The sequence below is a fragment of the Crossiella sp. S99.2 genome (assembly GCF_023094165.1).
In the GTDB taxonomy this organism is placed as follows: domain Bacteria; phylum Actinomycetota; class Actinomycetes; order Mycobacteriales; family Pseudonocardiaceae; genus Crossiella.
In genome coordinates, this window is record NZ_JALMDK010000015.1 from 221,402 (window position 1) to 247,121 (window position 25,720).

The window sequence follows — 25,720 nt, forward strand, 5'->3', positions numbered from 1 at the left end:
GTCACGTGCCTTGGCCGGACCGGCTGACTCAGCGAGCAGCCAGCCGGATGGCGTAGTCCAGTCCGGTCAGTTCGCGATGGGCCTGCTTGGCCAGCTCGGCGTCCTCGCTCATCCCGTCCACCCGTTCCCTGGCCAGCCTGCGCAGGCCGGGGCTGCCATTGAGCAGCGCCGGGCGGGCCAGCACCAGGGACCAGAGGCTGTGGATGTTCAGTTCGGCGTGGTCGCTGCCGGGTTGCAGGCGGACGAGGAGGTGGCGCAGCAGGTCGTCGCCGGTCCAGGACCGCACACCCAGTTCGGTCATGAAGCCGTCGTCGGTCTGCACATCGTCGACCTCGCCAACCCAGTACGCCCAGTAGTTGAGGTTGGCGATTTCCTGCGCCTCGTTGGTCAGCGCGGTGCGCACGAAGGCGCGCAACGGGTCCCGGTCGCCGTAGCGGCTCAGTGCGATGGCCGAGGAGCGCACCTCCACCCAGGACGGCACGTGGTCGGTGCGGCCGGCGCTGCGCAGCGCCCGGCGTTGTTCGGTGCCCAGCCACGCCGCGGTGGCCCCGCGGTCGTCGAAGCCGAGCAGGTAGACGGCCTGGCGGCGGAGCAGGGCGTCCTCCTGTGCGGACCCGGCGTCCGCGGTGACCAGCAGGTGGTCGAAGAACCGGTTGGTCTCGGTGGAGCCCAGGGCGGGGCGGTCCGGCACCGGGCCGCGCCGATGGTGGCTCTGCCGGTCCAGGTTGCGCAGGTTGGGCGGGGTGAGGCCGGTGAACGGCCAGGTGATCATGTTGGTCAGGTTGCGCCGGTGCACGCACTGGGCCAGCGGGTGATCCAGGACCCTGGCCGGGCGGTCCCCGGCCTCCACCGCGTGCCCGATCAGCAGATCCGCCTCCAGCGCGTCCTCCAGCGCGGCGAACACCTTGGGCGGCACGCCCAACCGGATGAGTTTGGCGCGCAAGCGAATCAGGTCGGCGGTGCGGATCGCGGTCAGCGGGCGGCGGCCGCTTTCCCATCCCTGCACCGTGGTCAGGTCAACCCCGAGATGCTCGGCCAGCACCGATTGGCTCAACGGCACGGACTCCCTGGCCAGCTTCAGCACGTAGCCGGACACGATTCCGACACAGCGCGGAGAACGTTGACCCGTTCGCAGTCTTCCCGTTCGTCCGGCCACGGTGCTCGCCCTCTCGCCACGCACCGACCGATGGCAGCCAACCCGTACTTCCGGTCAGTCCTCTTGTCGCGCCAGGTTCCCTAACGTTGTACGGACAGTGGTTGATCCACTGCCATGAGTAAGCAGGTTACCGGGGACAACCGCTCGGTCGGACCCCTCCGATCAGCCGGTTGTGTCGGAGGGGAGAAGTCGTGTGCCACTACTACGCACCGCGGGACGGTGGTGCGGATGGCGGCCAATGACAATCTGGCCTGGTGGCGGAGCTGGCGAGACAAGCAGGTGCACGGTTTCCAGGTGGCCACGCTGCGCCCGGAGACCCCACCGGATGATCTCACCGCCTTGTGCGGACATGTGGCTCCGCTGGCAGTGATCGAACCGACCAGCTCCGGGATGCCATGCGTCCTGTGCGTGGCGCGGATCCCGATGCCGCACCAGCACGAGATCGAACGGTGACATCCCTCCCGGGCTTGTGTCCCCCGCCTCTCCCTGGTCGCGGGCGGGGGACACAAGCCTGATCACTCCCAGGTGGCCAGGATCCTGGTCACCTCAGCGCGTTCGGCCTCGGTGAGTTCGGCGATCGGCGGCCGCACGGCCCGCCCGCACAGGCCGAGCTGGGCCAGTGCTTCCTTGACCACGGACACGTTGTTCGCGCTGCCCAGCCGGGCCCGCGCGTCCTCCAGGGGTTTCACCTTGTGCCACAAGGACATCGCCCGTGCCCGGTCGCCGGAGTCCAGTGCGTCGAGCAGGCCGAGGGACAACTCGGGCGCGATGGTGGCCAGGCCCGAGGTGAAACCCTGTGCGCCGGCGGTGGCGAAGAACGGCGCCCAGCTCTCGGCCAGTCCGCACAACCAGGTCAGCCGGTCCTGGCCGATCACGGCCACCGCGTCGGCCAGTGCCAGCGGATCCGGCACCGCGTACTTGACCCCGATGAAGCTCGGGCATTCCTCGGCGAGTTGGGCCAGTGCCGCCGTGGTCACCTGCGGCGACCGGACGTAGGCGACCAGGCCCAGTTCCGGTGCTGCCGCGGCGATTCGCAGGTGGTAGTCCACCCAGCCGCGCACGGACAGGAACGGGTGCACCGGCTGGTGCACCATGGCCGCGTGCGCCCCGGCCCGGTGCGCGCGCACCGCCATCTCCGCGGCCCGCGTGGCGTCGAATCCGATGCCCGGCAACACCAGGGCGTCCCCGGCGGCCTCGACGGTCAGGTCCAGCGATCTGTCCATTTCGGACGGTGTGAGCGAGTAGAACTCACTGGTGTTCCCGTTCGGCGTGACCACCGTGACGCCCGCGTCGACCACCCGCGCCACCAGTGCGCCGTAGGCTTTCTCGTCGATCCGGTCGCCGGCGTCGAACGGCGTGACCGTGATGACCACGACCGACCGCAGTGCCTGCCGAAGGTCCATGCCTGTCTCACCCAGCCTCGGGGTCGGGCACCGCGCCGTCGCGGGCCAGGAAGTCGAAGTCGCAGCCGGTGTCGGCCTGACCGATGTGCTGGGTGTAGAGCTGCCCGTAGCCGCGCCCGTAGACCGGTGGCGGAGCAGTCCAAGCAGTCCGCCTGCCATCCAGTTCCTCCTGTGGGACAAGGAGTTCCAGCGTCCGTCCCGGCACGTCCAGGCTGATCAGGTCCCCGTCCCGGACCAGTGCGAGCGGTCCGCCGACGTGACTCTCCGGCGCGATGTGCAGCACGCAGGTGCCGTAGCTGGTCCCGCTCATCCGCGCGTCGGAGATCCGCACCATGTCCCGGACCCCTTGCCGCAGCAGGTGTTCCGGGATCGGCAGCATCCCGTGCTCCGGCATCCCCGGCCCGCCCTGGGGGCCGGCGCCGCGCAGTACCAGCACGGTCTGCCGGGTGATGCCCAGCGATTCGTCGTTGATCCGCCGCTGCATGTCCGCGTACCCGTCGAAGACCACCGCGGGTCCGGTGTGCCGCAACAACTCCGGCTCGGCGGCAATGCTCTTGAGCATCGCCCCGTCCGGCGCCAGGTTCCCGCGCAGCACGGCGAGCCCGCCCTCGGTGAACACCGGATTCTGTTGGGTGCGAATGACTTCCGGGTTGTACACCTCGGCGTCCCGCAGCGCGACGTCCAGGGTGCAGCCGCCCACGGTCCGCCGCTCCCGGTGGATCAGGTCGCCGAGCTGGGCCAGCAGCGCCCGCAACCCGCCCGCGTAGTAGAAGTCCTCCATCAGGAACCGCCCGGCCGGCCGGATGTCGGCCAGCACCGGCACCCCGCGCGAGGCGGTGTCGAACTCGTCCAGCCCCAGCGGGATCCCACTGCGTCCGGCCATCGCGATCAGGTGGATGACCGAGTTCGTCGACCCGCCCAGCGCCAGCACGGTGGTGATCGCGTCCTCGTAGGCCGCTTTGTCCACAATGGAGGAAGGGGTGACCTGTTGCCACACCAGCTCCACCGCCCGCCGCCCACTGGCCGCGGCCATCCGCACGTGCCCGGAGTCCACCGCCGGGATGGAACTGGCTCCCGGCAAGGTCAGCCCCAGCACCTCGGCCACCGCGGTCATGGTGGAGGCGGTCCCCATGGTCATGCAGTGCCCAGGCGACCGGGCCAGTCCCTGCTCCAGCCCCGCCAGCTCCTCCTCGCCGATCAGTCCGGCCCGGCGATCGTCCCAGTACCGCCACATGTCACTGCCGCTGCCCAAGGTCTCGCCACGCCAGTGCCCGCGCAGCATCGGCCCGGCCGGCACGAAGATCACCGGCAGATCGACGCTGAACGCCCCCATGAGCAACGCGGGCGTGGTCTTGTCGCACCCGCCGAGCAGCACCGCGCCGTCCAGCGGATAGGACCGCAGCAGCTCCTCGACCTCCATCGCCAGGAGGTTGCGGTACAACATCGCGGTCGGCTTCTGGAACGTCTCCCCGCACAGGGCGCCCGCGGGCAGTTCGACCGGGTAGCCCCCGGCCTGCCACACACCGCGTTTGACCGCCTCGGCCCGGTCCCGCAGGTGACTGTGACAGGGGTTCAGCTCACTCCAGGTGTTGATCACCCCGATGACCGGCTTGCCCAGGTGTTCCTCGGCCCCGATGCCCAGCTGCCGGGTCCGCGCCCGATGACTGAATGACCGCAATCCCTCCCCGCCGTACCACCGGTGACTCCGCAACTCCTCGGGCCGTAACACCATCGATCCCGCTCCCCAGGCTTGGAAACGTTTTCAGACCCCGAGTCTCCATCGCCACCGCCACTCGGGTCAAGAAAAAGGTCGGATCTCTACCCGCGACCCCGGAGTGTTGGCCGAACTTGTACGCCGGGTTGGCCGTTGTGGTCGGCCGCCGCGTCAATTTGGCCCAACTGGCGTGCCACTTGGGCCAAAGTCCCGTACCAGTTGGGCCAACGTGGCGTACGAGATCGGCCAACACTCGGCGGGGGTCCGATGTTTCGTGGGTGGGGGTTCACCCGAACGCGAGGTTTAGACCACCTTCGTAGGTGTTTGGGGTACGCGCCCCGCCGCTAGCTTCGGCGTCCGGTATCGCCTGGTGGGTAGGAGGGGCACCTTGTCGAGACATCGGAAAATCATCGCGGGGTTGACCGCGATAGGCCTGGTGGCAAGCGCATTCGCAACGGGATCGGCGGCTGCCGCGCCGGTACCGGAAGCGCGGCCCGGTCCGGATGTGCCGGTCCGCTCGGCCGAACTGACCCTGGTCACGGGGGACACCGTCGCCCTGGACTACTACCCCGACGGCAGGCAGGCCGCCCGGGTCAAGGGATCGGAGCAGTACCGCAGCTACACGCTGGACAAACAGGCGTATGTGGTGCCGTTCGCCGCTGAGTCGTACCTGGCCGCCGGGGTGCTGGACGAGCGGTTGTTCAACGTCACCAAGCTGGTTGAGCAGGGCTTCGACCGCCAGGGATCGTTGCCGTTGATCCTCAGCTACCCGCGGCAGGGCATGTCGATCACCGCCGCGCCGCCCGCCGGCAGTGCCCGGCAGGCCGTGCTGGCCAGTGCGAACGCCCAGGCTGTGCGGGCCGAGCGCGGCAAGATGAGTGAGTTCTGGGGCGCGCTGGCCGGACGTGGCGCGAGCCTGAACGGCGGGATCGCCAAGGTCTGGCTGGACGGCAAGGTTCAGTCCACTTTGGACACCAGTGTGCCGCAGGTCGGCGCGCCCGCCGCCTGGCAGGCCGGGTTCGACGGGACCGGTGGCGCGGTCGCGGTGCTGGACACCGGGATTGACGACACGCACCCGGACCTGGCCGGGAAAGTGGTGGAACACAAGAACTTCAGCGACGCCCCGGATGCCGCCGACAAGCACGGGCACGGCACGCACGTCGCCTCGACCATCGCCGGGTCCGGCGCCGCCTCCGGTGGAGCCAAGAAGGGCGTCGCGCCCGGGGCGAAGTTGTTGAGCGGCAAGGTGTTGAACGACGGCGGCTCGGGCTCGGAGTCCGGGATCATCGCCGGGATGGAGTGGGCCGCGGGCAAGGCCAAGGTGGTCAGCATGAGCCTGGGCGGCGGGCCCACCGACGGCACCGACCCGATGAGTGTCGCGGTGAACCGGATTTCCGCGGACACCGGCGCGTTGTTCGTCATCGCGGCCGGCAACTCCGGGTTCGGCGGACAGGAGACCGTGTCCTCGCCGGGCGCGGCCGACTCCGCGCTGACCGTGGCCGCGGTGGACAAGCAGGACAAGCTCGCGCCGTTCTCCAGCAAGGGACCGAGGTTCGGGGATCACGCGCTCAAGCCGGACATCGCCGCGCCGGGCGTCGCGATCAGCGCGGCCAAGGCCAACTCGGCCGGTGGCGAGCGGTATGTCTCGGCCAACGGGACCTCGATGGCCACCCCGCACGTGGCCGGCGCCGCCGCGATCCTGGCGCAGCGCAACCCGAAGTGGACCCCCGCACAGCTCAAGACCGCGCTGATGCAGACCGCCAAACCCCTCGATGGCATCTCCACCTACGACCAGGGCGCCGGCCGCCTGGCGGTCGGGGTGGCCGCGACCGCGCAGCAGCAGCTGCGGGCCGACGCGGGCTCGCTCAGCCTCGGGCGCTTCCTCGGGCCCTACGGCTCGGTGGACCCGGTGACCCGCAAGGTCACCTACACCAACGACGGCGGCGCCGAAGCCGTGCTGGACCTGACCGTGCAGGCCAAATCCGCCGGTGGCGCGACCGCGCCGGCCGAGGCGCTCTCGGTCAGCCCGGCCAGCCTGCAGATCCCGGCCGGTGGCTCGGCCACCGCGACCGTCACGCTCAACCCCAACGCGGGCGAGATCGGCCTCTACACCGGCGCGCTCACCGCCACCCAGCGCGGTGCCGCCACGGTGCTGCGGACCGTGCTGGGCTTCAACAAGGACCTCCAGCACAAGGTCTCGGTGACCGCCACCGCCCGCGACGGCAAGGCCCCCGGCTACGCCTCGGTCGCGCTGTGGAACCTCGACGACGGCAAGTACCACCGGGTCAACGTGGACGCCACCGGCTCCGGCGGCGCGCTGCTGCCGCCCGGCAAGTACTTCGTCGGCAGCTTCCTCTCCACCGCCGACCCGAGCCGCAACGACACCGAGTACACCGTGGTGACCAAGGACGAGGTGGAGGTCAAGGAGGCGACCTCGATCGTGCTCGACGGCCGTGGCGCCAAGGAGGTCCAGGCCCGCACCCCGGAGAAGACCGAACCGGTGACGCTGTCCCAGACCTGGACCAGGGCCAGTGGCCCGCGCCGGTTCACCAGTGGCTTCTTCTACGGCCGCACCGTGGACCGGATCTACGCCGTGCCCTCGGCCCCGGTCACCCGCGGCGAGTTCGAGCTGGCCAACCGGATGTGGCTGGAGACGCCGAAACTGGCCGCCCGCGTGGTGTCCCCGGACACCGTGCTGCGGCCGGATTACCTTGGCGGCGGCCAGGAACTCGGCAAGCGGATCGACGGCACCCACCGGCTGCCGGTGGTCTACGTCGGCACCGGCACCCCGGCCGAGTTCGCCGGGCGGGATGTGCGCGGCAAGATCGCGCTGATCCAGCAGTCCAAGGACATCACGCCCAACGACCAGGTGCGCAACGCGGCCAACGCCAAGGCCGGGGTGGCCGCGGTGTTCGGCTCCGGACCGGGTCGCTTCGCCGACTACACCACCAGAAACCCGGCCATCCCCGGCCTTGAACTGTCCAATGTGGAGGGTAAGCGGCTGCTCGAACTGCTCGGCCGCGGGCCGGTGACGCTGGAACTCAAGGGCGTCTCGCACAGCCCGGTGCAGTACCACCTGGTGGCGCCGTTCGCGCAGAGCATCCCGGCGGACCTGTCCTTCGACGCCGGTCCGGCCGCGCTGGCCACCGAGCGCACCAAGCTGCACGCGGTGCGCCCGGACCAGGTCGGCATGCTGGGCATGTTCAGCTTCCGGCCGTACGACTTCATCGCGATCAGCAGCACGACCGACCGGCGCTTCCCCTATGACCACGTGCGGTACTTCTCCGCCAACAACACCCGGTTCAACCCGCTGTTCTACGGCAGCCGGGACGGGGACAGCGTGGCGGGCAACGGATCCGCGCCGCTGCCGGTGGCCGGCAGCAACCGCACCGTGAACTGGTACCAGGGCCCGTTCCAGCCTGGTGTGTCCAAGGCGCTGGTCCCGGTGAGCCGGGTGGACGACAGGCTGCGGCTCAACTTCGCCGAGTACCTGGACAGCGACCCCGACCACTACCTGCGTGATCTCGGCGCGAGCACGGTGGCCAGGGTCTACCGGGACGGCGAGCAGGTCGCCGAACAACCGCACGCCCTCGGCGAACTCGCCGTCGGGGTGGCGGAGAAGGCGAACTACCGGGTCGAACTCGACATCAACCAGGGCCGCCCCGGCTGGTCGGTGGGCACCGAGTCCTTCTCCTCGTGGAGCTTCGCCTCCGCCAGGGGAGAGGCGGGCAAGACCGTGCCGCTGCCGGTGCTCCAGGCCCGCTGGAACCTGGATCTGGACCTGGACAACGCGGCCCCGGCCGACCGGGTCTACGCGCTGAACCTCACCGCGGCCACCCAGCCGGGCGCACCCGCGGTCAAGGTCGCCGCGGTCAAGGCCGAGGTCTCCTACAACGACGGCGGCAGCTGGGAATCGGTCGACCTGCGCGCGCTCGGCTCCGAGGGCGGCTACAGCGGGGCGATCCAGCACCCGAGGAAGGCGGACAGCAGCGGTTTCGTCTCGCTGAAGGTCCAGGCCACCGACGCCGAGGGCAACTCCGTCGAGCAGACCCTGATCAGGGCCTACGCGCTGAAGTGAGCCGATGAGCACGGCAGGGGGCGGACCGCGCTGGTCCGCCCCCTGCCACGTTCGAATCAGCCGGTCAGGCCGGGATGCTCACCAGGACCTTCTTGTCCAGGGTGCGCACCTCGAACTTGGCGATATCGCCCGGCTTCAGCGCCGCGCCACCGCGCATCATCAGCGGCTTCGGCGAATCGGGCACGCCGTAACCCCGGTCCGGCACCAGCCAGCTGTTCACGGTGACCTCCTGGCCGGTCTTGGACACCGCGATCAGCTCGCACGCCTCCGGCCCGCGCACGCCCTTGAGCGCCAGCACCACGTCCGAGCCCCAGCCGCGGCCCTGCACGGTCAGCTCCAGCGAGGCCCCGGTGGGCCCGGAGCCGGTCAGCTTCGGCACGCCGTCCGGGAAGGCAACCACGTTCGGGTCGGTGGCGGTGAACGTGGCGGTCAGGATCGGCCCGGCGATGATCGCGATGGTGGCGGCGGCCGCGGCCACCCAGGTGATCACCTTGCGCCTGCGGCGGCGCACCGCCAGCTCGTCCAGCAGCCTCGGCATCGGATCGGCCGCGCCGAGGGGTTCGGCCGCGGCGGCGGGCTGCTCGCGGAGTTCGTCCAGCAGGTCCGGCAGCGAGGACAAGGACTTCAGCTCGGCCTGGCAGATTTCGCAGCTGAGCAGATGCGCCTCGAACGCCTCGGCCTCGTGCGCGTCCAGCACGCCGAGGACGTAGGCGCCCACGTCGGTGTGCTCGATCGGCGGCGTCATGACGTGACCCCCTGTTCTTCCAAATTCCGGCGCAGTGCACGCAGCGCGTAGAACACCCGCGATTTCACGGTGCCCGGCGGGACACCCAGTACGGCGGCGGCCTCGCTGACCGAGCGGTCGCGCAGATAGGTCTGCTCGACCGCCTCCCGGTGCTCGGCACTGAGACTGTCCAGGGCGCCCTTGATGACGATGCGGGAGAGGGCCTCGTCGGTCCGCGCGGGCTCCGGCATCACCTCCAGCGGGGCCGGGTCCACCTCCTGCGGCCGGATTCCCTTGCTGCGGCGAGCATCGATGACAATCCGGCGCGCGACAGTGAACAACCAGGCGCGCAGCAGGTCGGGGTCGCGGTCCAGCTTCTCCGCGTGCCGCCAGGCCCGCAGCAGCGTCTCCTGCACCACGTCCTCGGACCAGTACTTGTCGTTGCCGGTGAGGCGCATGGCATGCCGCATCAGCACCTGCCCGTACTGGCGGTACAGCAGAGCGATGAGCTGACGCTCCGCCTCGTCCTCGCGCTTCTCCGGCTTGCCGAAGCGCCGTACGTTCACCGCGCTGCCTTTCGTCGCCGCATCATCTGGCCTCGCTCCTTTGCGCTGCTCACAGGGCGTCCTTCCCGTGGGATACGAGGAGCCCGCTGGTCCGGTTCAGGATTCCAGGGTGATCCTGGGCATTTGTTTTTTTCTGCGCCGGGACTGAACCCGGGCCGGTGACCTCCGCGTATCCCACGGCATCCGGAGCTGAGCACAACGACCGAAACCTTGTGGAGAGGGAGAGACCGTGCAGACTCGACGCGCTCGCACCATGATCCTGGCCGTTTCCGCTGTGTCCACCGTGCTGTTCGCCGGAGCCTGTGGGTCCGGAGTGGACAGTGCCGCTCCGCAGGTCCAGCCGCCGGCGCCACAGCGTTCCAGCACCAGTGAGGCCCCGGCCCCCGCCGCGCTGAACGTCGCCAACACGGCGCAGTTCGGCAATATCGTCACCGATGCCAACGGGAAGACCCTGTATCGCTTCGACAAGGACACCGCCAAGCCCTCGAAATCCAACTGCGCGGCCAAGTGCCTGGAGGCCTGGCCGCCGGCGCTGGTCGAGGGGCAGCCTACGGTGCAGGGCGTTGACCAGGCGCTGGTGGGGTCGATCAAGCGGGATGACGGCACCGAGCAGCTCACCCTGGGCGGCTGGCCGCTCTACACCTTCGCCAAGGACACCGGGCCCGGTGAGATGAAGGGCCAGAACGTGCAGGGCACCTGGTTCATCGCGGCCCCTGACGGCAAGAAGGCCAAGGCGGCGGCCGGTGGCGGGCAGACCGCCGCGGCCACGCTGAACGTGGTGGCCTCCAGCGAGCTGGGCAACATCGTCACGGATGTGAACGGCCTGACCCTGTACCGCTTCGACAAGGACACCGCCAAGCCGTCCAAGTCCAACTGCGCGGCCAAGTGCCTGGAGGCCTGGCCGCCCGCGCTGGTCACCGGCAGCCTGCGGGTGCAGGGCGTGGACGAGGCCCTGGTCGGCTCGGTCAAGCGCCCCGACGGCTCGGAGCAGCTGACCCTGGGCGGCTGGCCGCTGTACCGCTTCGCCCAGGACACCAAGGCAGGCGACACCAAGGGCCAGGCCGTGCAGGGCACCTGGTTCGTGTCCGCGCCCGATGGCAAGAAGGCCAAGACCACGGCCAGCGCCAGCGGCGGCACCCAGGGCGGCGGCGCGGGCGCCGGCGGCTACGGCGGCTACTGACATCCCCTGATGCCGCAACGACTTCCGCACACCAACACCCCCACCGGAATGCGAATCCCGGTGGGGGTGCGGTGTTTCCAACGCCGAGTTGGCCCAACTCGTACGCCGAGTTTGCCCAACTGGGCGTACCACTTGGGCCAACTCGACGGCGGGTACGGACCGGAGGGTTCCGGTGGCCTGCTTAGCCGTTGAGGTGCGCGATCTCCTCGGCGGAGAGGTCGAGGTGCACCGCGGCGACCGAGTCCAGCACCGAGGCGATCCGGCTGGCGCCCGGGATCGGCACCACCACCTCGGACTTGGCCAGCATCCAGGCCAGGCAGACCTGCTGCGGGCTGACCCCTCGCCCGGCGGCGACCTCGCCGAAGGCGGCGAATCCGCTGCCCAGCTCGGCCGCCTTGGTGATCCCGCCCAGCGGGCTCCACGGCAGGAAGGCGATGCCGAGTTCGGCGCACAGCTCCAGTTCCGGCTCGCTGCTGCGGAAGGCCGGGGAGAACTGGTTCTGCACCGAGACCAGCCGGCCGCCGAGGATCTCGTTCGCCTCGACGATCTCGGCCGGGTTGAAGTTGGACACCCCGGCGTAGCGGATCTTCCCGGCGTCCAGCAGCTCGCGCAGCGCGCTCACCGAGTCGCCGATCAGCACCGACGGGTCCGGCCGGTGGAACTGGTAGAGCCCGATCACGTCCACGCCGAGCCGCTTCAGCGAGGCATCGCAGGCCTGCTTGAGGTAGCCGGGGTCGCCGTTGAGGCCCCAGGCGCCCTGCTCGTCGCGGGTGTGCCCGCCCTTGGTGGCGACCAGCACGCCGCTGGTGTCCCCGGGGTAGGCGGCCAGCGCCTTGGCCACGAAACGTTCGTTGTCGCCGAAGTCGGCGCTGTTCGTGCAGTAGGCGTCCGCGGTGTCGATGAACGTGACCCCGGCGTCCAGCGCCGCGTGCACGGTGGCCTGCGAGGCCTGCTTGTCCTTGCCGAACTCCGATGACATGGGCATGGCGCCCAGGCCGATCGCGCTCACCTCGACATCGCCGATGCGGCGGGTCCTCATACTCGCTCCTGTGGTCGGTGTAAGCGGTTTCTCCAGCTTGCGTTGTGGTCTCGGTTATGTCCAACAGAAGAACCTGCTGGCACTGATCGGCTAACGTGCACAGTCGTGGAGCTTCGGCACCTGGAGTACTTCGTCGCGGTAGCGGAAGAACGGCATTTCACGCGGGCCGCCGAGCGGGTGCGGGTCGCCCAGTCCGGTCTCTCCGCCTCGATCAAAGCACTGGAACGGGAGCTGGGCGCGCCACTGTTCGTGAGAAGCACCAGACGGGTGGAACTCACCGAGGCGGGCCGGGCCCTGCTGGTGGAGGCCAGGCGCACGCTGGTCAGCGTGGCCGCGGCCAAGGACGCGGTGGCCGCAGTGCAGGGCGTGCTGCGCGGCACGCTGTCGGTGGGCATGGTGCAGTGCCTCGGCGTGATCGACGCGCCCGCGCTGCTGGCCCGCTTCCACGCCGCACACCCCGGGGTCGAGGTCCGACTCACCCAGGCGGGTGGCGCCAAACTTATCGACGGGGTGAAGGCCGGCCGGCTGGACCTGGCCCTGGTCGACCAGCCGCGACCGGCCCCGGACGGGGTCAGCCTGGCGCACCTGGCCACCGAGCCGATGCTGCTGGTCTGCGGTCGCGAGCACCGCTTCGCCCGGCGGGACAAGGTGGAGTGGGCCGAGCTGGCCGATGAGGTCTTCGTCGACTTCCAGAGCGACTGGGGCGCCCGCCAGCTCACCGACCGGGTGTTCACCACGGCGGGCATGGCCCGGCGGGTGGCCCTGGAACTCAACGATGTGCACAGCCTGCTGGAGCTGGTCGGACACGGTCTCGGCGTCGCGGTGGTGCCGCGGCCGATGGCCTACAAGAAGGGCTTCCAGGTCGCCATCGCCGAACTGCACGCGCCGGTCGCGCCGAACTGGGAGGCCAGCATCGCGCTGCGCTCCGGCGAGCACGTCAGCCCGTCCGCGCAGGCATTCCTCCGGCTGGTGCTGGGCGCCGACGCCCTCCCGCTGAACTGAACAACGGCCAACACACCGTACGACAACGGCCAACACACCGGGGGAACGACGAGAACCCGGGGACCGTCTGGTGTGGACGGTCCCCGGGTTTTCCCTGTGGAGGAGCGGTCAGAACTCGTCGGGGGTGCGCATGCGCTCGCGGATCCAGGCGCCTGCGGGCTTGAGCACGCCGGTGCCGGCGAAGTTGTTGCCCGCGCAGGTGCCGCTCTTGAACACGGCGCCGGAGCGGTTGTCGTCGGAGAAGTTCCAGTTGGTCCAGCTGATCTTCTTCTGCTTCATGAAGTCGATGTACTTCTGCGACCAGGTGAAGTCGTTTCCGCCGTCACCACTGGAGGTCTGGGTGCCGAACTCGGTCACGAACAGCGGCAGCTTGGCGGCCGCGCGGGTGAACGCGTCCAGGTAGTTCTGCTTGTGCGAGGCCGCGTAGAAGTGGAACGTGTACATGATGTTCGGGATGTTGATCTTGTTGTTGATGATGTCCTGCTCGTTGCGGCCATCGGAGATCCCGAGCGAGCCCCAGCCGTGCGTGCCGACCAGGATCAGGCTGTCCGGGTCCTCCGCGCGGATGGTGGGCATGACCGCCTCGGCGTAGGTCTTGATCTTCGCCCAGGAGACGCCGTTCGGCTCGTTCGCGATGTCGTAGATGATGTTGGTCTTGTCCTTGTGCCGCTGGGCGATCTCCTTGAAGAAGGTCTTGGCCCGCGCGGTGTTGTGGTTCGGGTCGCCCGGCGTGAGCTGGTGCCAGTCGATCAACGCGTAGAGGCCGCGCTTGGTGGCTTCCTCGATGTAGCCGTGCACCATGTCGGTGAACTTCCGGGGGTTGGTCTCATAACCACCCTCCTGGATGTACATGGCGATGCGCAGGACGTCGCCGTTCCAGTCCTTGGCCAGCGCGTCCAGCGAGGCCGTCTTGAGGCACTGGCTGTACCACTGGATGCCGTGCGTGCTCATGCCGCGCAACTGGATGGCCTTGCCATCCTTGTTGCAGAGCTGCAGGCCGCAGACCCGGAGCTGACCGTTGATCGCCGCGGGCGTGCCTGGTGGCAGGGCGGTGACATTTCCCTGGCGCATGACCTGGCTGGCGACCGTGTCCGAAGACGCCGGAAGTTGGGGGGTTGGCGAACCCTGTGCGCTGGTGGCGAGCACACCGGTTGTGGCCAGAGCGGCCGCCGCGATCGCGGCGAGTGCGCGGCTGACTACGTTGAGCCGTCCCATCGTTTGCGCTCCTCTCGGAACGGAGACCCAGGGCAGGGGTGGGGTCTCCGAGCTGTACAAGGCGGCGGCGGTGCGTGGCGGCGGCGGTGCAGATGCTGGGAAAACATTGTTAGGTTAGTTTCCTAACAGTGGGCAGGATGTTAGTGACCCCGCTCACCAACCGTCAAGGGGGGATGGTTGGTGAGCGGGGTCTGTTTCGTGTCAGGAGCAGGTCAGCTGGACATCGGCCCAGTCGGCGTGGTCGTTGCTCTGCCCGTCACCGGCGTCGGTGACCACCAGACGCAGCAGGGTCGCGCCGGATACGTTGGCCTGCAACGGTTTCGCCGGATCGGCGGCGGTCAGTACCCCGCTGTCGGCGACCTTGGCCGCGTCGGCGAAGACCTGGAAGACCACCGAGCCTGCGTTCTTCTCATCGTCCACCCCGACCTGTGCGGACACCGTTGAGCACCGGCCGCCGAGGTGGTACTCGACGGTGCTCGGCGCGTGCACGCCGAGGCCCTTGGCGAAGACCACGCCGTTGATGGTGATCGGCTTGCCGTCGCCTGCCTTGCTCTCGCCGTTGCTGGTGTTCAGCTCGACCGGACCGAACCCGTTGGCCGAGCGCAGCCACCTGGTGTCGGAGAGCTGCACGGTCCCGCTGGGCGCGGGTTCGGGCACCAGCAGGTCGAAGCTCTGGGTGTGCGTGGTCGGCCGCGGCCCGTGGAAGGTGACGGTGCTGGTCACCGGGTACTTCCCGGGTGTGGTCCCGGCCGGCGGGGTGATCGCGAAGTGGGTCCGCCAGGTCTGTTCCGGCCGCAGCAGCGGGGTGCTCGCCGGGGACTCGGCCTTGATCGTCCAGCCCTCGGGCGCGCTGACCTTGGCCTTGGCGAACAGGGCAGGCAGCCTGCCCGCGTTGTGCACCGCGGTGCTCACCCTGGCGGCCTTGCCGGGGGTGACCACCGGTGCGGCGCCGGGGTAGAGCAGTTCCAGGTCGGTGTGGCTGTCCACCGCTGGCGGGTACAGCGGCCAGGCGTGGTCGGCGGAGATCCGGTAGATCGCGGTGCCGTGCGGCGGGACCGTCGCGGCGATCGTGCCCGCGGTGTGCGCGTCCTGTTTGGTCCACAGGTCGCGGATCTTGTAGCCACTGGCCTTGGCCAGGCCGACCTCGGCGGCGGTGGCGCTGATCCGGGCCGGCTGGTCGGTCTCGTTGAACAGCGCGACCGCCTTGTCCCCGTTGGCCAGTGGCTTGACGAAGACGTACTGCCCGTTCTGGACCCGGATCGGCTTGCCCTGCTTGCCGAGCTTGTCCTGATCGATCGCGATGATCTCCTTGTTGGTCAGGATCTCGAAGTGCTCTGCGGAGACCTTGCGCAGGTCGGCGCCGATCAGCAGCGGGGCGGCCATGATCGACCAGAGTGCGAACTGGGACCGGTACTCGGTGGTGGACTGCTTGCCGTTGCCGACCTCCAGCATGTCCGGGTCGTTCCAGTGCCCTGGCCCGGCGTAGTCGGCCAGCACCATGTTGCGCTTGAGCAGGTCGACGGTCTTGGTCCAGGTGTCGTTGATGTCACCGGTGGTGCGCCACAGATGGCCGACGTCCTTGGCCCATTCCCACGGCTTGTTCTGGCCCCATTCGCAGATGGAGAACACGATCGGCCTGCCGGTGGCCTTGAGCGCGTCCCGCATCTTGGTGTAGCGGAGTTTGGCGTCCACGCCCTGGTTGTTGCAGTTGTCGTACATCAGGAAGCCGTACCGCCTCTGACCTGGGCATACACCCCTGTTTTCCGGGGGTGAACCAAGATCATGCCGTCACCAGGCCGTCAGGCCGTCACTGCGGCGGCCTGGGCCGAACGGCGAGGGGTGAACATCTCGTTCACCGCCTGGCGGGCACGGGAGTAGCTGGAGGGCATCAAGTGGGTGTAGGTCTTGAGCGTGAACGCCTCCGAGGCGTGCCCGAGGTAGGCCGCCAGTTCCTTGACCGTCACCCCGAGCGCCAACAGGGCCGAGGCGAACAGGTGCCGTAGCGCGTGCATCCCGTCCTCACGGTCCACATAGGACAGGCCAGCCTTGGCAAAGGTCGGCCGCCACACCACGTTGTTGAACGCTTGCCGGGTGTAGAGATCACCCGCATCGTTGACCATCAACACCCGGATGGTCTCTGTCTCGCGGCCGTCACGTTCGGCCCACGGCAACGTGATCTCCACTGGCGGGAAGAGTTCGGCGTAGGCGTCCAGGCCATCCAGCACGCCATGACCCAGCGGGACGACGCGGGTCTTGTGTCCCTTGGGAAGTTTGAACTTGCGCATCCCGTTCACGGTGACCATTTGCCGGGTGCAGTGATACACCATCTCCTTGCGGTCGACGTTGTCCAGGCTGAAGGCGAACATCTCGCCCTGCCGCAACCCCACCCCCGCCCCCAGCGAGATGCAGGGCTTGAACCGGGCCGGGAGCGCCAGCTCTACCTTGCGCAACCGGGTCTCGCGCCACGGCGTGACCGTCCTGGGGATCGGCTTGGGTGGGCGGACCGAGGCGTCCTTGCACGGGTTCTTGCGGATCTTCTCATCCACCACCGCCGCGTCCAGGATGGTGGACACCAGGTCGAACACCTGACGCTGATACGCCGCTGAGACCGGCTTGTCCCGGGAGTTCATCCACGCCAGCCACGAGCGGATCAACTCTGGTGTGGCGAAGGAGGACAGGAGTTTCCGCCCCAGGAACGGGTATGCCTGACTGTTCATCCGGTTGGTCAGGTTGTCCACTGTGGACTCATCTTGTGACCGGGCGGCCAGCACCTTGACCGCGTACGCCTTGAACTCCACATTCCCGGCGTTGGGGTCGGTGTAGGTCCTGGCGTACTTGTCGTTCTCGACTTTGGTCATGAACTCCTTAGCCCGCCCCAACTGCTTGTCCGGGAAGGACTTTGATCGCTCCCGCTTGTCCGGGTCTTGGTACTTCACCCGGTACCGCAGTCCCTTCCCGTGTTCCGGGGTGGGTTCCTGGACGGGTTTTCCCTTGCTGTTCACCATGATCTCGCCGGTGACCGGGTCGGTCTTGTCCCGGTACCAGCGATCCTGGATGTGTGCCATGACCTGTTCTCCTCTCTGTCTTGCCGTAGTTGCCGAAAGAAGCCGGGACGGGCTAGGCCGCGCCGAGTTCCTTCACCCACGCCCGGACCACGTCGGGGTGGTAGCGGACGTGTTTGCCCATCCGCAGCCACGCCGGGCCGTAGTCCTTCAACCTCCAGTCCCGCAACGTCTTCTCCGGGATGGACAGAAACACCGCCAGCTCTTCCGGCGTCCACAAACCCTCGACACTGACCAGACGCACCCGCGCTTCCATCGCTGCCCGCCCCCCTACGCCGCTTGACCGGTTGCCGAAAGATCCGGCGGTGTCGGCGGGTCGCCCCCGCTGGCCGCCAGGAGCGCGGTCTTGTACTGGGCCTTCCACCGCAGCCGTTCCGCGACCGCGTGCATGAGCAGGTGCGCGCGAGGAGGCACATCCGGGTCCCCGGGCGCGACCTTCTGCCACACCACCGAGGCCGTGTTGTCCCGGTCGGTGTCCGGGGTGATGCCGACGTCGGTGAGCAGTTGCCGAACAAACTGCGTCCGGTCGTGGCGGTGATCCGCGAGGGACTTGCCTGACCACTTCCGCGAGACCAGGACCCGCCGACCTGGCAGGCCGAGGGTGGAGCGGCGGTGCGCCTTTCCCTTGCACCGCCCCGCGACCAGGTTCATCCGTGCCCCGGCCGGTTGGATGCCATAGAGCAGCCACACCGCACACCGGGGCGAGCACGGCGTGACCCGCAGTTCCTCATGCAGCCGGTCGGCGTGCCGCCGCTGACGCTCGGTCTTCTCCTCGTGGCACTCGCTGATCGACTTGGTCAGGTACTTGGTCAGGTAGCCGATGTGCCGCCCAGATTCCTCGGTGCCGCCGAGGATGCCCTTGGAGTGCACCTGTGCCCCGAACCGCACCACATGCGCCGGTTCGCTGTCCTCAGCCCCGGGAAGCGCCTGCTCCCAGGTCGGCAGAGCTTCCCGGGTGGCCGGGTCGACGAAGCCCTTGGCCCGGTCACACCACACCGGCACCGCCTCGCCGAGGTAGACCAGCTCGTCATGCTTCGGCCACCACACCTGGTGATAGGTCCCCGCGGTCACCAGGCGCACCAGCTCATGCGGGATCGCACCGCGCAATGCGGCATGCCAGTGCGGAGCCAACCGCCGCTGAGGTTCCACGGTCGAGAAGTACTGCACCTCATAGCCGACCGCCCGGCGCAGGTTCTGCACCCACCGGTCCAGCAACGCCGCGAAGTGCACCGCATCCCGCGCGGCCCGCCGGTAGTCATAGCCGTCGGGGTTGACCGGGGTGCCGTCATCGTGGACCCGACCATAGGAATCCAGGGTCAGGGTCAGGAACATCGACGGGCGGAACCGTCCGGCGAACTCGCGGCCGAGGGTGTGCTTGGCGACCTTACGCCGGGGAAGCTCTGGCACGTCCTGCTTACGCCGGGTCGAGCGCTTCACCGGCTTGGCAGCCGGGGCGTCCAGGGCCGGGAGCTTGCCCCGAACCCCACCCTCGCTCAGCTCTCCATCAACGGCCGCAACGGCTTCCCTCAGATCCTCCATTCCGGACTCGTCGCCCTGCGCCCGCGCGCTCTGGTAGTCCGCCCACAGGGTGGACCGAAGCTCGGTCAGCGCGGTCTGGTCTGCGGTCGGTGCGGCCGGGGTGAAGTCGGGTTCGTCGTCGAGGTGCCAGCCTTCCCGGCACTGGGCCATGCGCAGCTTGCGTGCCTTGTCCGCGCACGGGGCACACACGGAGGCCACAGTGGAGCCACAGGCCACCGGCAGCACATCCACGCGGCCGGTGGCGTAGTCCAGCCGCCGTTGCGCCAGCGGCCGCACACAGACACCGTTGGTCTCGGCCAAGGAGCGCACCACGTCCAGCGCTAGAGGTTGGCGCATGCGGTCAGCACGGGTGATATGCAGGCCTTCGGCCGGCATACGCTCACCAGCCACGCTCACGTCTCCGGTCATCACCATTGCCCCCCGCACGGGGTGAAGGCCACGGCCAGGCCGCAGCCGGGGCAGTGCCCGTAGGCGCAGTCATCCTCAGCCCGTGTCCGCGTCCGGCAGCCACACCACAAATCATGCAGCCATCCCGGCATCCCAGGGACACCATCGACCAGCCTCGGCACCATCTCGGCCCGGGGTGGAATCACCTTGTGCTGCAACACTTCCAGTGCCCGAGCGATCCGGGCTTGCTGGTCGCGGGACAGTCGCCTGCTCATGCCGCCACCTCCCCGTCCACGTCATAGCCGCCACCGGGGAAGGGCAGGACTTCGGCATGCACCACGTCGCGGCCGGTGACGTAGTCGACCAGCCGGGCCAGATCCGCATCGGTGACGTGGAAAGCCCGTGCCCGCAACGGTTCCCGCCGATCATCGACCTTGACCCAGGTCACACCCGGGGTGGCTTCGCTGATCTCGTGAGCCGCCGCACCGCGTTGCCGAACACCCTCACCCAGCACCATGTCCACCTGAGCCGCCTCATCCAGCCGGAGGGCGACCTTGGTCCCGAACAAGTGCCGGAAGGACACGATCTCTTTGCGGGGGTCCTGGACCAGGCCCACGACGGCGAAGCCAGGGGCGCGGCCCTGGGATGCGATGGTCTGCACCGCACGCGCCGCCCGCTCCCGCAGACCCTTGTCGGTCTGGTAGGCGATCACGTCGGCGAGTTCGTCGATCACCAGCACGGTGAAGGGTTCTCCGGTGCCGGGCTTGAAGCGCCGCAGCAGGCCCCGGTACCGCTCGGCCCGCTCCTTGAGTTCGGCGGCCAGGGCTTCCAGCAGTTCCACCGCTTCCACGCCGTTGGTGTAGGCGAGGCGGTGGAACAACTCCGGTGCCTGCCCGAGTTCCATGCCGCCCTTGGGATCGATACCGACCAGGCGCACCAGCCCGGCCTTGACCGCCGGGGCCAGGGCCCAGATCAGCGACCACATGACCGAGCCCTTGCCCGCGCCGGGCGAGCCCACCACGAGGATGTGGTTTCCCTGTAGCCGCAACGTGAACGGCCGAGAAGTCTCCGTGCGGCCGATCAGCAGACGCTTGAGGTCAACCGCGGAATCCCTGACAGCCAGGGAAGGCACCGGGATCGGCCGGATGAGCGGGTCACGGTGGACCAGGTCCAGCTCCAGGCGTCCGGGCTTACGGACCCGCACCCGGCAGGCGGTCGCCCCGAAAGCATGCGCAAGGCCGGAAGCGCGTAGCTCCCAGGCTTCGGGGGCTTGGCCCTTGACCATGCGCACCCGGACCCGGTCCCGCCAGCCGTCGGCCCGGACGCGGCCGAGCTTGGGCCGGTACTCCGCACCCCGCATGGTCTTGGTCAGGTCGGCCAGGCGCATGACCGAGCGCCACTGCCACCCATACACCGTGCCGCGCCGCCACTCCGTGCGTACCTGAGACCAGCAGAACCGCACGAACGAGGAGCGGTGGCCCCAGGCCCACCAGCCGAGCCCGATCCCTGCCACGGCGGCCAGGAAGGCGAGGTTGCGTCCGCCGAGCTGGACGTAGCCGGTCCAGCCGAGCAGCGGCAGGAACAGCGCCACCGGGTAGCGCACCGCCAGCCGGAGGACCCGCACGGTGATCCAGCCCGCCGACCACAGCAGGGCCACCGGCAGGAGCACGAGCTTGGCCCACAAGGGCAACAGGGTCCACCAGGGCAGCCGGGGCCGGGTGATTTCCAGCGCCGCCGGTTCCGCGAGGGGCTTACGGGAGAAGGCCATCACCACTCACCCCCGTCCAGGCAGGCGATGCAGCGGAAGACCTGCGAACAGCCCGGGATGTTGTCGATCCGGCCGACCGGGCGAAACGCGCTCTGGCTCTGCCCGCAGACACCACGGCAGGTCAAGCACTCATAACCCTCGGCCTGAGCCTGGGTCAGTTCCATGTCCCGTACCGAGTCGTCGTCCAGCACGACCGAGTAAACGCCTGTGGTCTGCTTACCGGCCAGCGTCCGCGCCAGCACCGCCGCACGGTCCCGCCGTACCGGCTTGCCTTCTTCCACACAGGCCACACACCGGAAGACCTGTGCCCCGCCGAGGACACGACCGGCGGGCAGGAACGCGGCCGTGCCAATCCCGGCCGGGTGGTTGCAGCCCAAGCAGGTCAGGCCCTGAGACTGGGCTTCGGTGAGCTTCATCCGCTGCACCGCAGCCCCGTCCAGGGCGACCGGGTAGATGCCGATGGTTTGCAGCCGGGCGAGCAGGCTCGACCACACCCGAGCCCGGGAGAACCGCACCCGCCGGGGCCGGGAAGCATCCTCGGTCGCGGCATTGATCACCTCGGTGAAGTCCAGGGGCAACCAGCCCTCACAGACCCCGCACCGGTGATCTCCAGGCAACATGCGGGCGAACTTCCCGCAGGTGGAGCACCGGCGCTGACCTTTTCGGGGGACCCCGCCTAGCGGAGAGGTTCCGTCACGTCCTACAGTCATTCTTGTTCACTTCCTGTGGTTGTGGACGGCACAAGAGCGGCGAGGTTTCCAGGCCAAGCAGCCGCTCTTGTGTCCTTGTTTTCCGTGCTCCGCACCAAGACGTGCGGTATCGCCACGGGACCCGAAGGTCCGTGTCTGTCCTTTGTGGACTGTCTCTTGTGGACTTATCGTTTTGGCTTCGGCTGTTCCGTCACGCTCCTTCCGTGCCGGACCAGCCAGGCCACGCACGAGGGGCAGTAGTTCTGCCCGTCCCGCAGCCGCGTCCATTGGCCGCACACGCCGGAGCAGCGCCGCCAGGACACCCGCACCCGCAACGGCCTCAAATGGGCGTAGGGGGCGTCGGCGGGGTTCCCCCGCCGGATCCAGTTGCCTAGCCTGGACATCACCACCGCCTCACGTCGAGGTTCGTGGGAGGCACGAGGAGCGGGAACCACGGCTACCACCACAGGAGCCCGCCCCCGTGCCGACTCATTCCCCGTCACGTATCGCGTGCCTGCTCGCGCCAGCTACCACTTCGCCCGCGACCACTCCGCGCGCCTCGATCTGGTCGCGGTAGGCCTGCGCGGAATGGAACGCAAACGTCTCCGCCGCGTCCAGGAACTCACGCGCGACCATCACCAGATCCCGCGCCACCCGCACACCCATTGCCGAACCGTGGACGTCCACGGAGACGGCAAGACGCACCGCGCAGCCACCATCAACAATCGACAGCACCGGCTGGCCCTGCGACAACGTGCCCAAGGTGACCACCGTGTTCTCATCCGGCGTGACCCACACCTCAAGACTCATGCCATGCCACCCCCGTCGACCGAGAGCTTTCGTTCTTGGGCAACCAAAGCCAGTTCACCGTAAAGCCGCTCGAATTCGCCGCCGTCCAGCACCACCACGAACCTCTGTGACGGACCGTTGAACCCAATCGTCAAGTGCACGTCATTCCACGACTCGACCTGAATTGCCGTGTCCTTGTGAACCGAGATCAAGTAGTCACTGTAGAAGTAGCCTGGGTCGACCGTCACGTGAAGGTTACTCATGCCGGATCACCCACCGGTTCCGGCGCGGGGTCGTAATGCCCCACGATCGGGGTCATGCGGTGGTAAAGCCGCTCGAAGTCGTCACGGTCCAAAACGACGACGATCCTCTGAACCGGCCCGCCGAAGATGAGCAACATGTTCTCGTCGTCCCACGGCTCAACCTGAATCGCGGTGTCCTCATAGATCGACACCGTCAGGTCCAAGCCCAGTTCGTCCCGGGTGATCGGCATGACTACGCCGCCTTAGAAGGGTCAGCCGCCTTGGCTTCGGCAGGCTTTGCCGCCGGAGCCTTGCCCGCATTCGTTCCCGCGGACTTGAACCCGGTCGCCCTGAACAGCCAGCCCTGATACTTGTACTCACCGCTGCCCGACACACGCGGTTCGACCGTCAGCCCGTCCAATTCGATCTGCCGCATGCCCATCCCGGGCACCAGCTCAGCCGTGGTCGGGACCGGCTGAACGTCGGCGATGAACGTGATCTGGAAAGACGCTCGCTTGGCTTTCAGTTCGTCCGGGTCGGTCACCGTGCCGACCCACTGACGCTTGCCCGTCACGGGGTCGACCTTCTGCCGGGGCTCCCTGTTCTTGTTCTCCTGATACTCGAAGTCCGGCGCGATGTCTCCGATGAGGACTAGGCCCTTGCCGAATGCCTGATCGAAGTCGATCGGGAACCGGTGGCCTTTCTGAATCGCCATGGTCGAAACCTCTCTACGTGGTTTAGCCGGGTCTCCGGCCTGTCCGTACCGCCAGCTCAGCGGCACACCATGAGCTTCGACCAGGATCTGTCTCGCCCGGATCCACTCCGAGTCTCGTCTACGACTTCTGTCTCTCACCCGAGTCTCGTCTATGTCTCATCGACGTGCTAGGCTGGTAGCACGAGACAGGAAGGAGGGCAGGTTGTGGCCCCACACCCGACGCTGCTCAAGTTTCTTCTGAAAGAGCGTCATTTGCAGGGATATCGAACGTTCTGCAAAGAATACGACCGCGTAGCCAAGAAGGTAGATATCGACCTGAAAGGAAACTATCCAAGCAAAGCGCAGTTTTATCGGTGGCTATCCGGCGATTTGATCAGCCTCCCGTATCCCGACCATTGTCGAATTCTCGAAGCTATGTTCCCCGGACGGTCAGCGGCGCAGCTCCTGGAGCCCTACGACGGCAACAGTGAAGCCGCTACCGAACTTTTCCGGGCGGAAGAAGAGGAGTTGTTGCCGAAGCGCGAAACTAAAGAATTCAACCCGGGGCAACTGTCAACCGGATTGGTGAGTCAACTCGGCGAGGAATTCAGTCTTGCCGTGCCGCGTGCCGAATACGGCGACTCGAAAATAGAGTTGGTTTCTTTGCCGAATCCTCAGCCGGGTCGATTGTTGGACCTAAACTGGGCCACATTCGGCTTCGGTATCGAGCGACTTGGCGACCAGATTAAACACTTGGGGAGCCGTCTTGATGTAGATATCTGCTTCGGCATCAACGAGGCAGGGCTTGTCATGGCGACTTTTCTTTCATCTTCCCGGTTTTCGCGCTGCCCTATCGGATACCTTCGATGCAACAAGATTAAGGGCGGTATCGAACTGGACGAGGCGTCCGTCTTTCCTGTTGTTGAAGATCACGCCACAATTGTCCTTTGCGACTTCGAGGTCAAGCACTCTGATGCTATTGGGTACCTGGCGAAGCAGGTCCGATCACGTTATCCGAAGGCGGACTTGTATTTCGCCGTATTTGGTGCAATGACAACTGGGGACGAGGCTCGCGCAGCCAGCTTCGACAATCTTGCCGGTGCGCAAAATCTGCGCGCGGCCCAGTTCGAGGCGATTTTTATTGCCGCAACCATGAGCCCTCCCGGCATCGAACCCCCACTTGAATTGCGATAGAAACTGAAGGTGGTCACCAGATGAGCAGCGAAACGGCAATTCCTGCCTTGGCTACGCGTATTGCCGATCTAGTCAGGTCAATGATCCTTGAGGTTCGTCCGCGCCTGGTAAATGCGGCACTTACGGGCGAGCGCAAGGAGCACGAGAACCTACGCCACGGCGACAATTTTCTTTCCGATTTTGACCTGTGGATGCACGAGCGCTACAAAGAGGCCCTTGTTCAGCTCATCCCGTCTTTCGTATATGCCTCCGAGGAGGCTGATCCTGAAGTGATTGGACCCGATGCCGATCCTGATCTATGCATTTTGGTCGACCCGTTGGACACCAGCGAACTAGCGGTTCGTGGCCTCTACGGATACACACACATTATGGTCTACTCTCGGGCGCTCGCCAGGCCGATCATTTCGGTAATCGGAGACATCTTCCATCACATTCAGCTCTACATTGGGGCTCGTGATGAATCCGGCGATGATCGAGCGTACATGATTACCGCAGACTCGGTAGAGTATGTTCTATGTCGCCCATCGCAACGTCCCCTTACGCAGGCTCTAGTCACCAATTACCTTATGCGTCCCAGTGAAAGATTCATGCCTCTCGCCCGGCAAGAGAAGTTCCTAGGGGCACTCGGCGCTTCAGAGGGCGGCAGCAAAAAGAAGGATGGACGAATTGGTGTCGACTTTGGTTCAGTAAGCCTGTGTCACGTAGCTGCTGGACTCACTGATGCAACCGTTGAATTTGCAAAGGGATTCGCTATCTGGGACCTGTCTCCGGGGCACTACATACTTCATGCCGCAGGCGGAACCGTTATTGACCTGCAAGGCAAGCCAATCCCGCTGGACTACCGTCTTGATTCGCTTGCGGACATTGCCGCCGCCATGAACCCGCGTCAAAAATTCATCGCTGCTGGTAATCCCAGCCTGGCGGACGAGATCTTGAAGACGTTGAGCACGTAGCGCCATCCACGGATGCCTCTGAGTGTCCTGCTGTACTGCCGAATTTGGCTCTATGGGATCAAGGCGCGCCGCCAAGCGGCGCGCGGCGGGTGGTCGCGCTGGCTGCGCTGGGCACACCCATCCGGGCACGGCCGCCTACCGCTCCGCTGCGGCGGCCGACCCGTCGGCGCGCCCAGCGAACCCGCGCCCACCTGCCGGGCCGAGTAGCCGCGCGCCGCCCCCATCACAGCCAACCCGTCCCGCGGAATTACCTGCTCCGACCTGGCACCCGGCATGTCCCGAACGCCCCGGCCGGCATACCCCTTCGCGTGTATCCACACGAAGGA

General features: G+C 67.5%; 23 protein-coding genes. 6 read left to right on the top strand and 17 right to left on the bottom strand.

Features of this window, described 5'->3' with window-relative positions:
* Nucleotides 1–28: 28 nt before the first annotated feature.
* A complete protein-coding gene (locus tag MZC64_RS40150) occupies nt 29–1,096 on the bottom strand; it encodes a DNA-binding transcriptional regulator (RefSeq protein ID WP_247764078.1) in 1,068 nt (355 codons plus the stop codon).
* Nucleotides 1,097–1,384: 288 nt separating this feature from the next.
* Between MZC64_RS40150 and MZC64_RS40155 the strand changes: the two genes are divergently transcribed.
* On the top strand, nt 1,385–1,609 hold the full coding sequence (locus MZC64_RS40155; protein ID WP_247764077.1) for a hypothetical protein: 225 nt from the start codon (nt 1,385–1,387) through the stop codon (nt 1,607–1,609).
* Between the two features lie 62 nt (nt 1,610–1,671).
* Here the strand turns inward: MZC64_RS40155 and MZC64_RS40160 are convergent, their stop codons facing one another.
* Together MZC64_RS40160 and araD are read right to left on the bottom strand one after the other, a co-directional pair.
* Nucleotides 1,672–2,559 (bottom strand): dihydrodipicolinate synthase family protein, encoded by an 888-nt coding sequence (locus MZC64_RS40160; RefSeq protein ID WP_247764076.1) that lies wholly within the window; start codon nt 2,557–2,559, stop codon nt 1,672–1,674.
* A 7-nt stretch (nt 2,560–2,566) separates the two neighbouring features.
* A complete protein-coding gene (gene araD / locus MZC64_RS40165) occupies nt 2,567–4,291 on the bottom strand; it encodes an L-arabinonate dehydratase (protein WP_282106626.1) in 1,725 nt (574 codons plus the stop codon).
* Nucleotides 4,292–4,709: 418 nt separating this feature from the next.
* On the opposite strand from araD, the gene MZC64_RS40170 reads away from it, so the two are divergent.
* Complete coding sequence (locus MZC64_RS40170; protein WP_247764075.1) at nt 4,710–8,351, top strand: S8 family serine peptidase; 3,642 nt, start codon at nt 4,710–4,712, stop codon at nt 8,349–8,351.
* Nucleotides 8,352–8,415: 64 nt separating this feature from the next.
* On the opposite strand, the gene MZC64_RS40175 is transcribed toward MZC64_RS40170, so the two are convergent.
* Together MZC64_RS40175 and MZC64_RS40180 are read right to left on the bottom strand one after the other, a co-directional pair.
* Nucleotides 8,416–9,096: an anti-sigma factor gene (locus tag MZC64_RS40175; RefSeq protein ID WP_247764074.1), complete on the bottom strand. Its 681-nt coding sequence runs from the start codon at nt 9,094–9,096 to the stop codon at nt 8,416–8,418.
* Complete coding sequence (locus tag MZC64_RS40180) at nt 9,093–9,581, bottom strand: sigma-70 family RNA polymerase sigma factor (RefSeq protein ID WP_374205861.1); 489 nt, start codon at nt 9,579–9,581, stop codon at nt 9,093–9,095. Before MZC64_RS40180 ends, MZC64_RS40175 begins: the two co-directional genes overlap by 4 nt.
* Nucleotides 9,582–9,870: 289 nt before the next feature.
* Here MZC64_RS40180 and MZC64_RS40185 point away from each other — a divergent pair, with 289 nt between their 5' ends.
* Nucleotides 9,871–10,821 (top strand): hypothetical protein, encoded by a 951-nt coding sequence (locus MZC64_RS40185; RefSeq protein WP_247764073.1) that lies wholly within the window; start codon nt 9,871–9,873, stop codon nt 10,819–10,821.
* Nucleotides 10,822–11,002: 181 nt separating this feature from the next.
* Here MZC64_RS40185 and MZC64_RS40190 read toward each other — a convergent pair whose 3' ends face one another.
* Complete coding sequence (locus MZC64_RS40190; protein WP_247764072.1) at nt 11,003–11,860, bottom strand: aldo/keto reductase; 858 nt, start codon at nt 11,858–11,860, stop codon at nt 11,003–11,005.
* A gap of 105 nt (nt 11,861–11,965) precedes the next feature.
* Between MZC64_RS40190 and MZC64_RS40195 the strand changes: the two genes are divergently transcribed.
* Nucleotides 11,966–12,862, top strand: coding sequence for a LysR family transcriptional regulator (locus MZC64_RS40195; RefSeq protein WP_247764071.1), 897 nt, complete (start codon nt 11,966–11,968; stop codon nt 12,860–12,862).
* A 108-nt stretch (nt 12,863–12,970) separates the two neighbouring features.
* On the opposite strand, the gene MZC64_RS40200 is transcribed toward MZC64_RS40195, so the two are convergent.
* The 11 genes from MZC64_RS40200 to MZC64_RS40250 all read right to left on the bottom strand — a co-directional run bounded on the left by MZC64_RS40200 (nt 12,971) and on the right by MZC64_RS40250 (nt 23,268).
* Entirely contained in the window at nt 12,971–14,077 is a 1,107-nt protein-coding gene (locus tag MZC64_RS40200) for a glycoside hydrolase family 5 protein (RefSeq protein ID WP_247764070.1), read from the bottom strand.
* A 201-nt stretch (nt 14,078–14,278) separates the two neighbouring features.
* Nucleotides 14,279–15,796: an NPCBM/NEW2 domain-containing protein gene (locus MZC64_RS40205; RefSeq protein WP_247764069.1), complete on the bottom strand. Its 1,518-nt coding sequence runs from the start codon at nt 15,794–15,796 to the stop codon at nt 14,279–14,281.
* An 80-nt stretch (nt 15,797–15,876) separates the two neighbouring features.
* Nucleotides 15,877–17,142, bottom strand: a complete 1,266-nt coding sequence (locus tag MZC64_RS40210; protein WP_247765677.1) for a site-specific integrase — start codon at nt 17,140–17,142, stop codon at nt 15,877–15,879.
* Nucleotides 17,143–17,194: 52 nt separating this feature from the next.
* Nucleotides 17,195–17,383, bottom strand: a complete 189-nt coding sequence (locus MZC64_RS40215) for a helix-turn-helix domain-containing protein (protein WP_308301120.1) — start codon at nt 17,381–17,383, stop codon at nt 17,195–17,197.
* Between the two features lie 26 nt (nt 17,384–17,409).
* Entirely contained in the window at nt 17,410–19,014 is a 1,605-nt protein-coding gene (locus MZC64_RS40220; protein ID WP_247765684.1) for a replication initiator, read from the bottom strand.
* Nucleotides 19,015–19,336: 322 nt separating this feature from the next.
* On the bottom strand, nt 19,337–20,833 hold the full coding sequence (locus MZC64_RS40225) for an FtsK/SpoIIIE domain-containing protein (protein ID WP_247765686.1): 1,497 nt from the start codon (nt 20,831–20,833) through the stop codon (nt 19,337–19,339).
* Entirely contained in the window at nt 20,833–21,453 is a 621-nt protein-coding gene (locus MZC64_RS40230; protein WP_247765688.1) for a hypothetical protein, read from the bottom strand. The genes MZC64_RS40225 and MZC64_RS40230 overlap by 1 nt, the downstream gene beginning before the upstream one ends.
* Nucleotides 21,454–22,011: 558 nt before the next feature.
* A complete protein-coding gene (locus MZC64_RS40235) occupies nt 22,012–22,332 on the bottom strand; it encodes a hypothetical protein (protein ID WP_247765689.1) in 321 nt (106 codons plus the stop codon).
* Nucleotides 22,329–22,574: a hypothetical protein gene (locus MZC64_RS40240; protein ID WP_247765690.1), complete on the bottom strand. Its 246-nt coding sequence runs from the start codon at nt 22,572–22,574 to the stop codon at nt 22,329–22,331. Before MZC64_RS40240 ends, MZC64_RS40235 begins: the two co-directional genes overlap by 4 nt.
* Nucleotides 22,571–22,804, bottom strand: coding sequence for a hypothetical protein (locus tag MZC64_RS40245; protein WP_247765691.1), 234 nt, complete (start codon nt 22,802–22,804; stop codon nt 22,571–22,573). Before MZC64_RS40245 ends, MZC64_RS40240 begins: the two co-directional genes overlap by 4 nt.
* 2 nt (nt 22,805–22,806) lie before the next feature.
* Nucleotides 22,807–23,268 (bottom strand): hypothetical protein, encoded by a 462-nt coding sequence (locus tag MZC64_RS40250; RefSeq protein WP_247765692.1) that lies wholly within the window; start codon nt 23,266–23,268, stop codon nt 22,807–22,809.
* A gap of 204 nt (nt 23,269–23,472) precedes the next feature.
* On the opposite strand from MZC64_RS40250, the gene MZC64_RS40255 reads away from it, so the two are divergent.
* Nucleotides 23,473–24,441 (top strand): hypothetical protein, encoded by a 969-nt coding sequence (locus tag MZC64_RS40255; protein ID WP_247765693.1) that lies wholly within the window; start codon nt 23,473–23,475, stop codon nt 24,439–24,441.
* A gap of 20 nt (nt 24,442–24,461) precedes the next feature.
* Complete coding sequence (locus tag MZC64_RS40260) at nt 24,462–25,394, top strand: inositol monophosphatase family protein (protein WP_247765698.1); 933 nt, start codon at nt 24,462–24,464, stop codon at nt 25,392–25,394.
* The last annotated feature ends 326 nt before the right edge of the window (nt 25,395–25,720 follow it).

Bases quoted from the DNA above. Each gene is read 5' to 3' on its own strand.
- MZC64_RS40175 (WP_247764074.1), bottom strand. From the start codon at position 9,096: ATGACGCCGCCGATCGAGCACACCGACGTGGGCGCCTACGTCCTCGGC.
- MZC64_RS40200 (WP_247764070.1), bottom strand. From the start codon at position 14,077: ATGGGACGGCTCAACGTAGTCAGCCGCGCACTCGCCGCGATCGCGGCG.
- MZC64_RS40240 (WP_247765690.1), bottom strand. From the start codon at position 22,574: ATGAGTAACCTTCACGTGACGGTCGACCCAGGCTACTTCTACAGTGAC.
- MZC64_RS40250 (WP_247765692.1), bottom strand. From the start codon at position 23,268: ATGGCGATTCAGAAAGGCCACCGGTTCCCGATCGACTTCGATCAGGCA.
- MZC64_RS40205 (WP_247764069.1), bottom strand. From the start codon at position 15,796: ATGTACGACAACTGCAACAACCAGGGCGTGGACGCCAAACTCCGCTAC.
- MZC64_RS40245 (WP_247765691.1), bottom strand. From the start codon at position 22,804: ATGCCGATCACCCGGGACGAACTGGGCTTGGACCTGACGGTGTCGATC.
- MZC64_RS40190 (WP_247764072.1), bottom strand. From the start codon at position 11,860: ATGAGGACCCGCCGCATCGGCGATGTCGAGGTGAGCGCGATCGGCCTG.
- MZC64_RS40225 (WP_247765686.1), bottom strand. From the start codon at position 20,833: ATGGCCTTCTCCCGTAAGCCCCTCGCGGAACCGGCGGCGCTGGAAATC.
- araD (WP_282106626.1), bottom strand. From the start codon at position 4,291: ATGGTGTTACGGCCCGAGGAGTTGCGGAGTCACCGGTGGTACGGCGGG.
- MZC64_RS40220 (WP_247765684.1), bottom strand. From the start codon at position 19,014: ATGCGCCAACCTCTAGCGCTGGACGTGGTGCGCTCCTTGGCCGAGACC.
- MZC64_RS40155 (WP_247764077.1), top strand. From the start codon at position 1,385: ATGGCGGCCAATGACAATCTGGCCTGGTGGCGGAGCTGGCGAGACAAG.
- MZC64_RS40160 (WP_247764076.1), bottom strand. From the start codon at position 2,559: ATGGACCTTCGGCAGGCACTGCGGTCGGTCGTGGTCATCACGGTCACG.
- MZC64_RS40235 (WP_247765689.1), bottom strand. From the start codon at position 22,332: ATGAGTCTTGAGGTGTGGGTCACGCCGGATGAGAACACGGTGGTCACC.
- MZC64_RS40230 (WP_247765688.1), bottom strand. From the start codon at position 21,453: ATGTTGCCTGGAGATCACCGGTGCGGGGTCTGTGAGGGCTGGTTGCCC.
- MZC64_RS40210 (WP_247765677.1), bottom strand. From the start codon at position 17,142: ATGGCACACATCCAGGATCGCTGGTACCGGGACAAGACCGACCCGGTC.
- MZC64_RS40260 (WP_247765698.1), top strand. From the start codon at position 24,462: ATGAGCAGCGAAACGGCAATTCCTGCCTTGGCTACGCGTATTGCCGAT.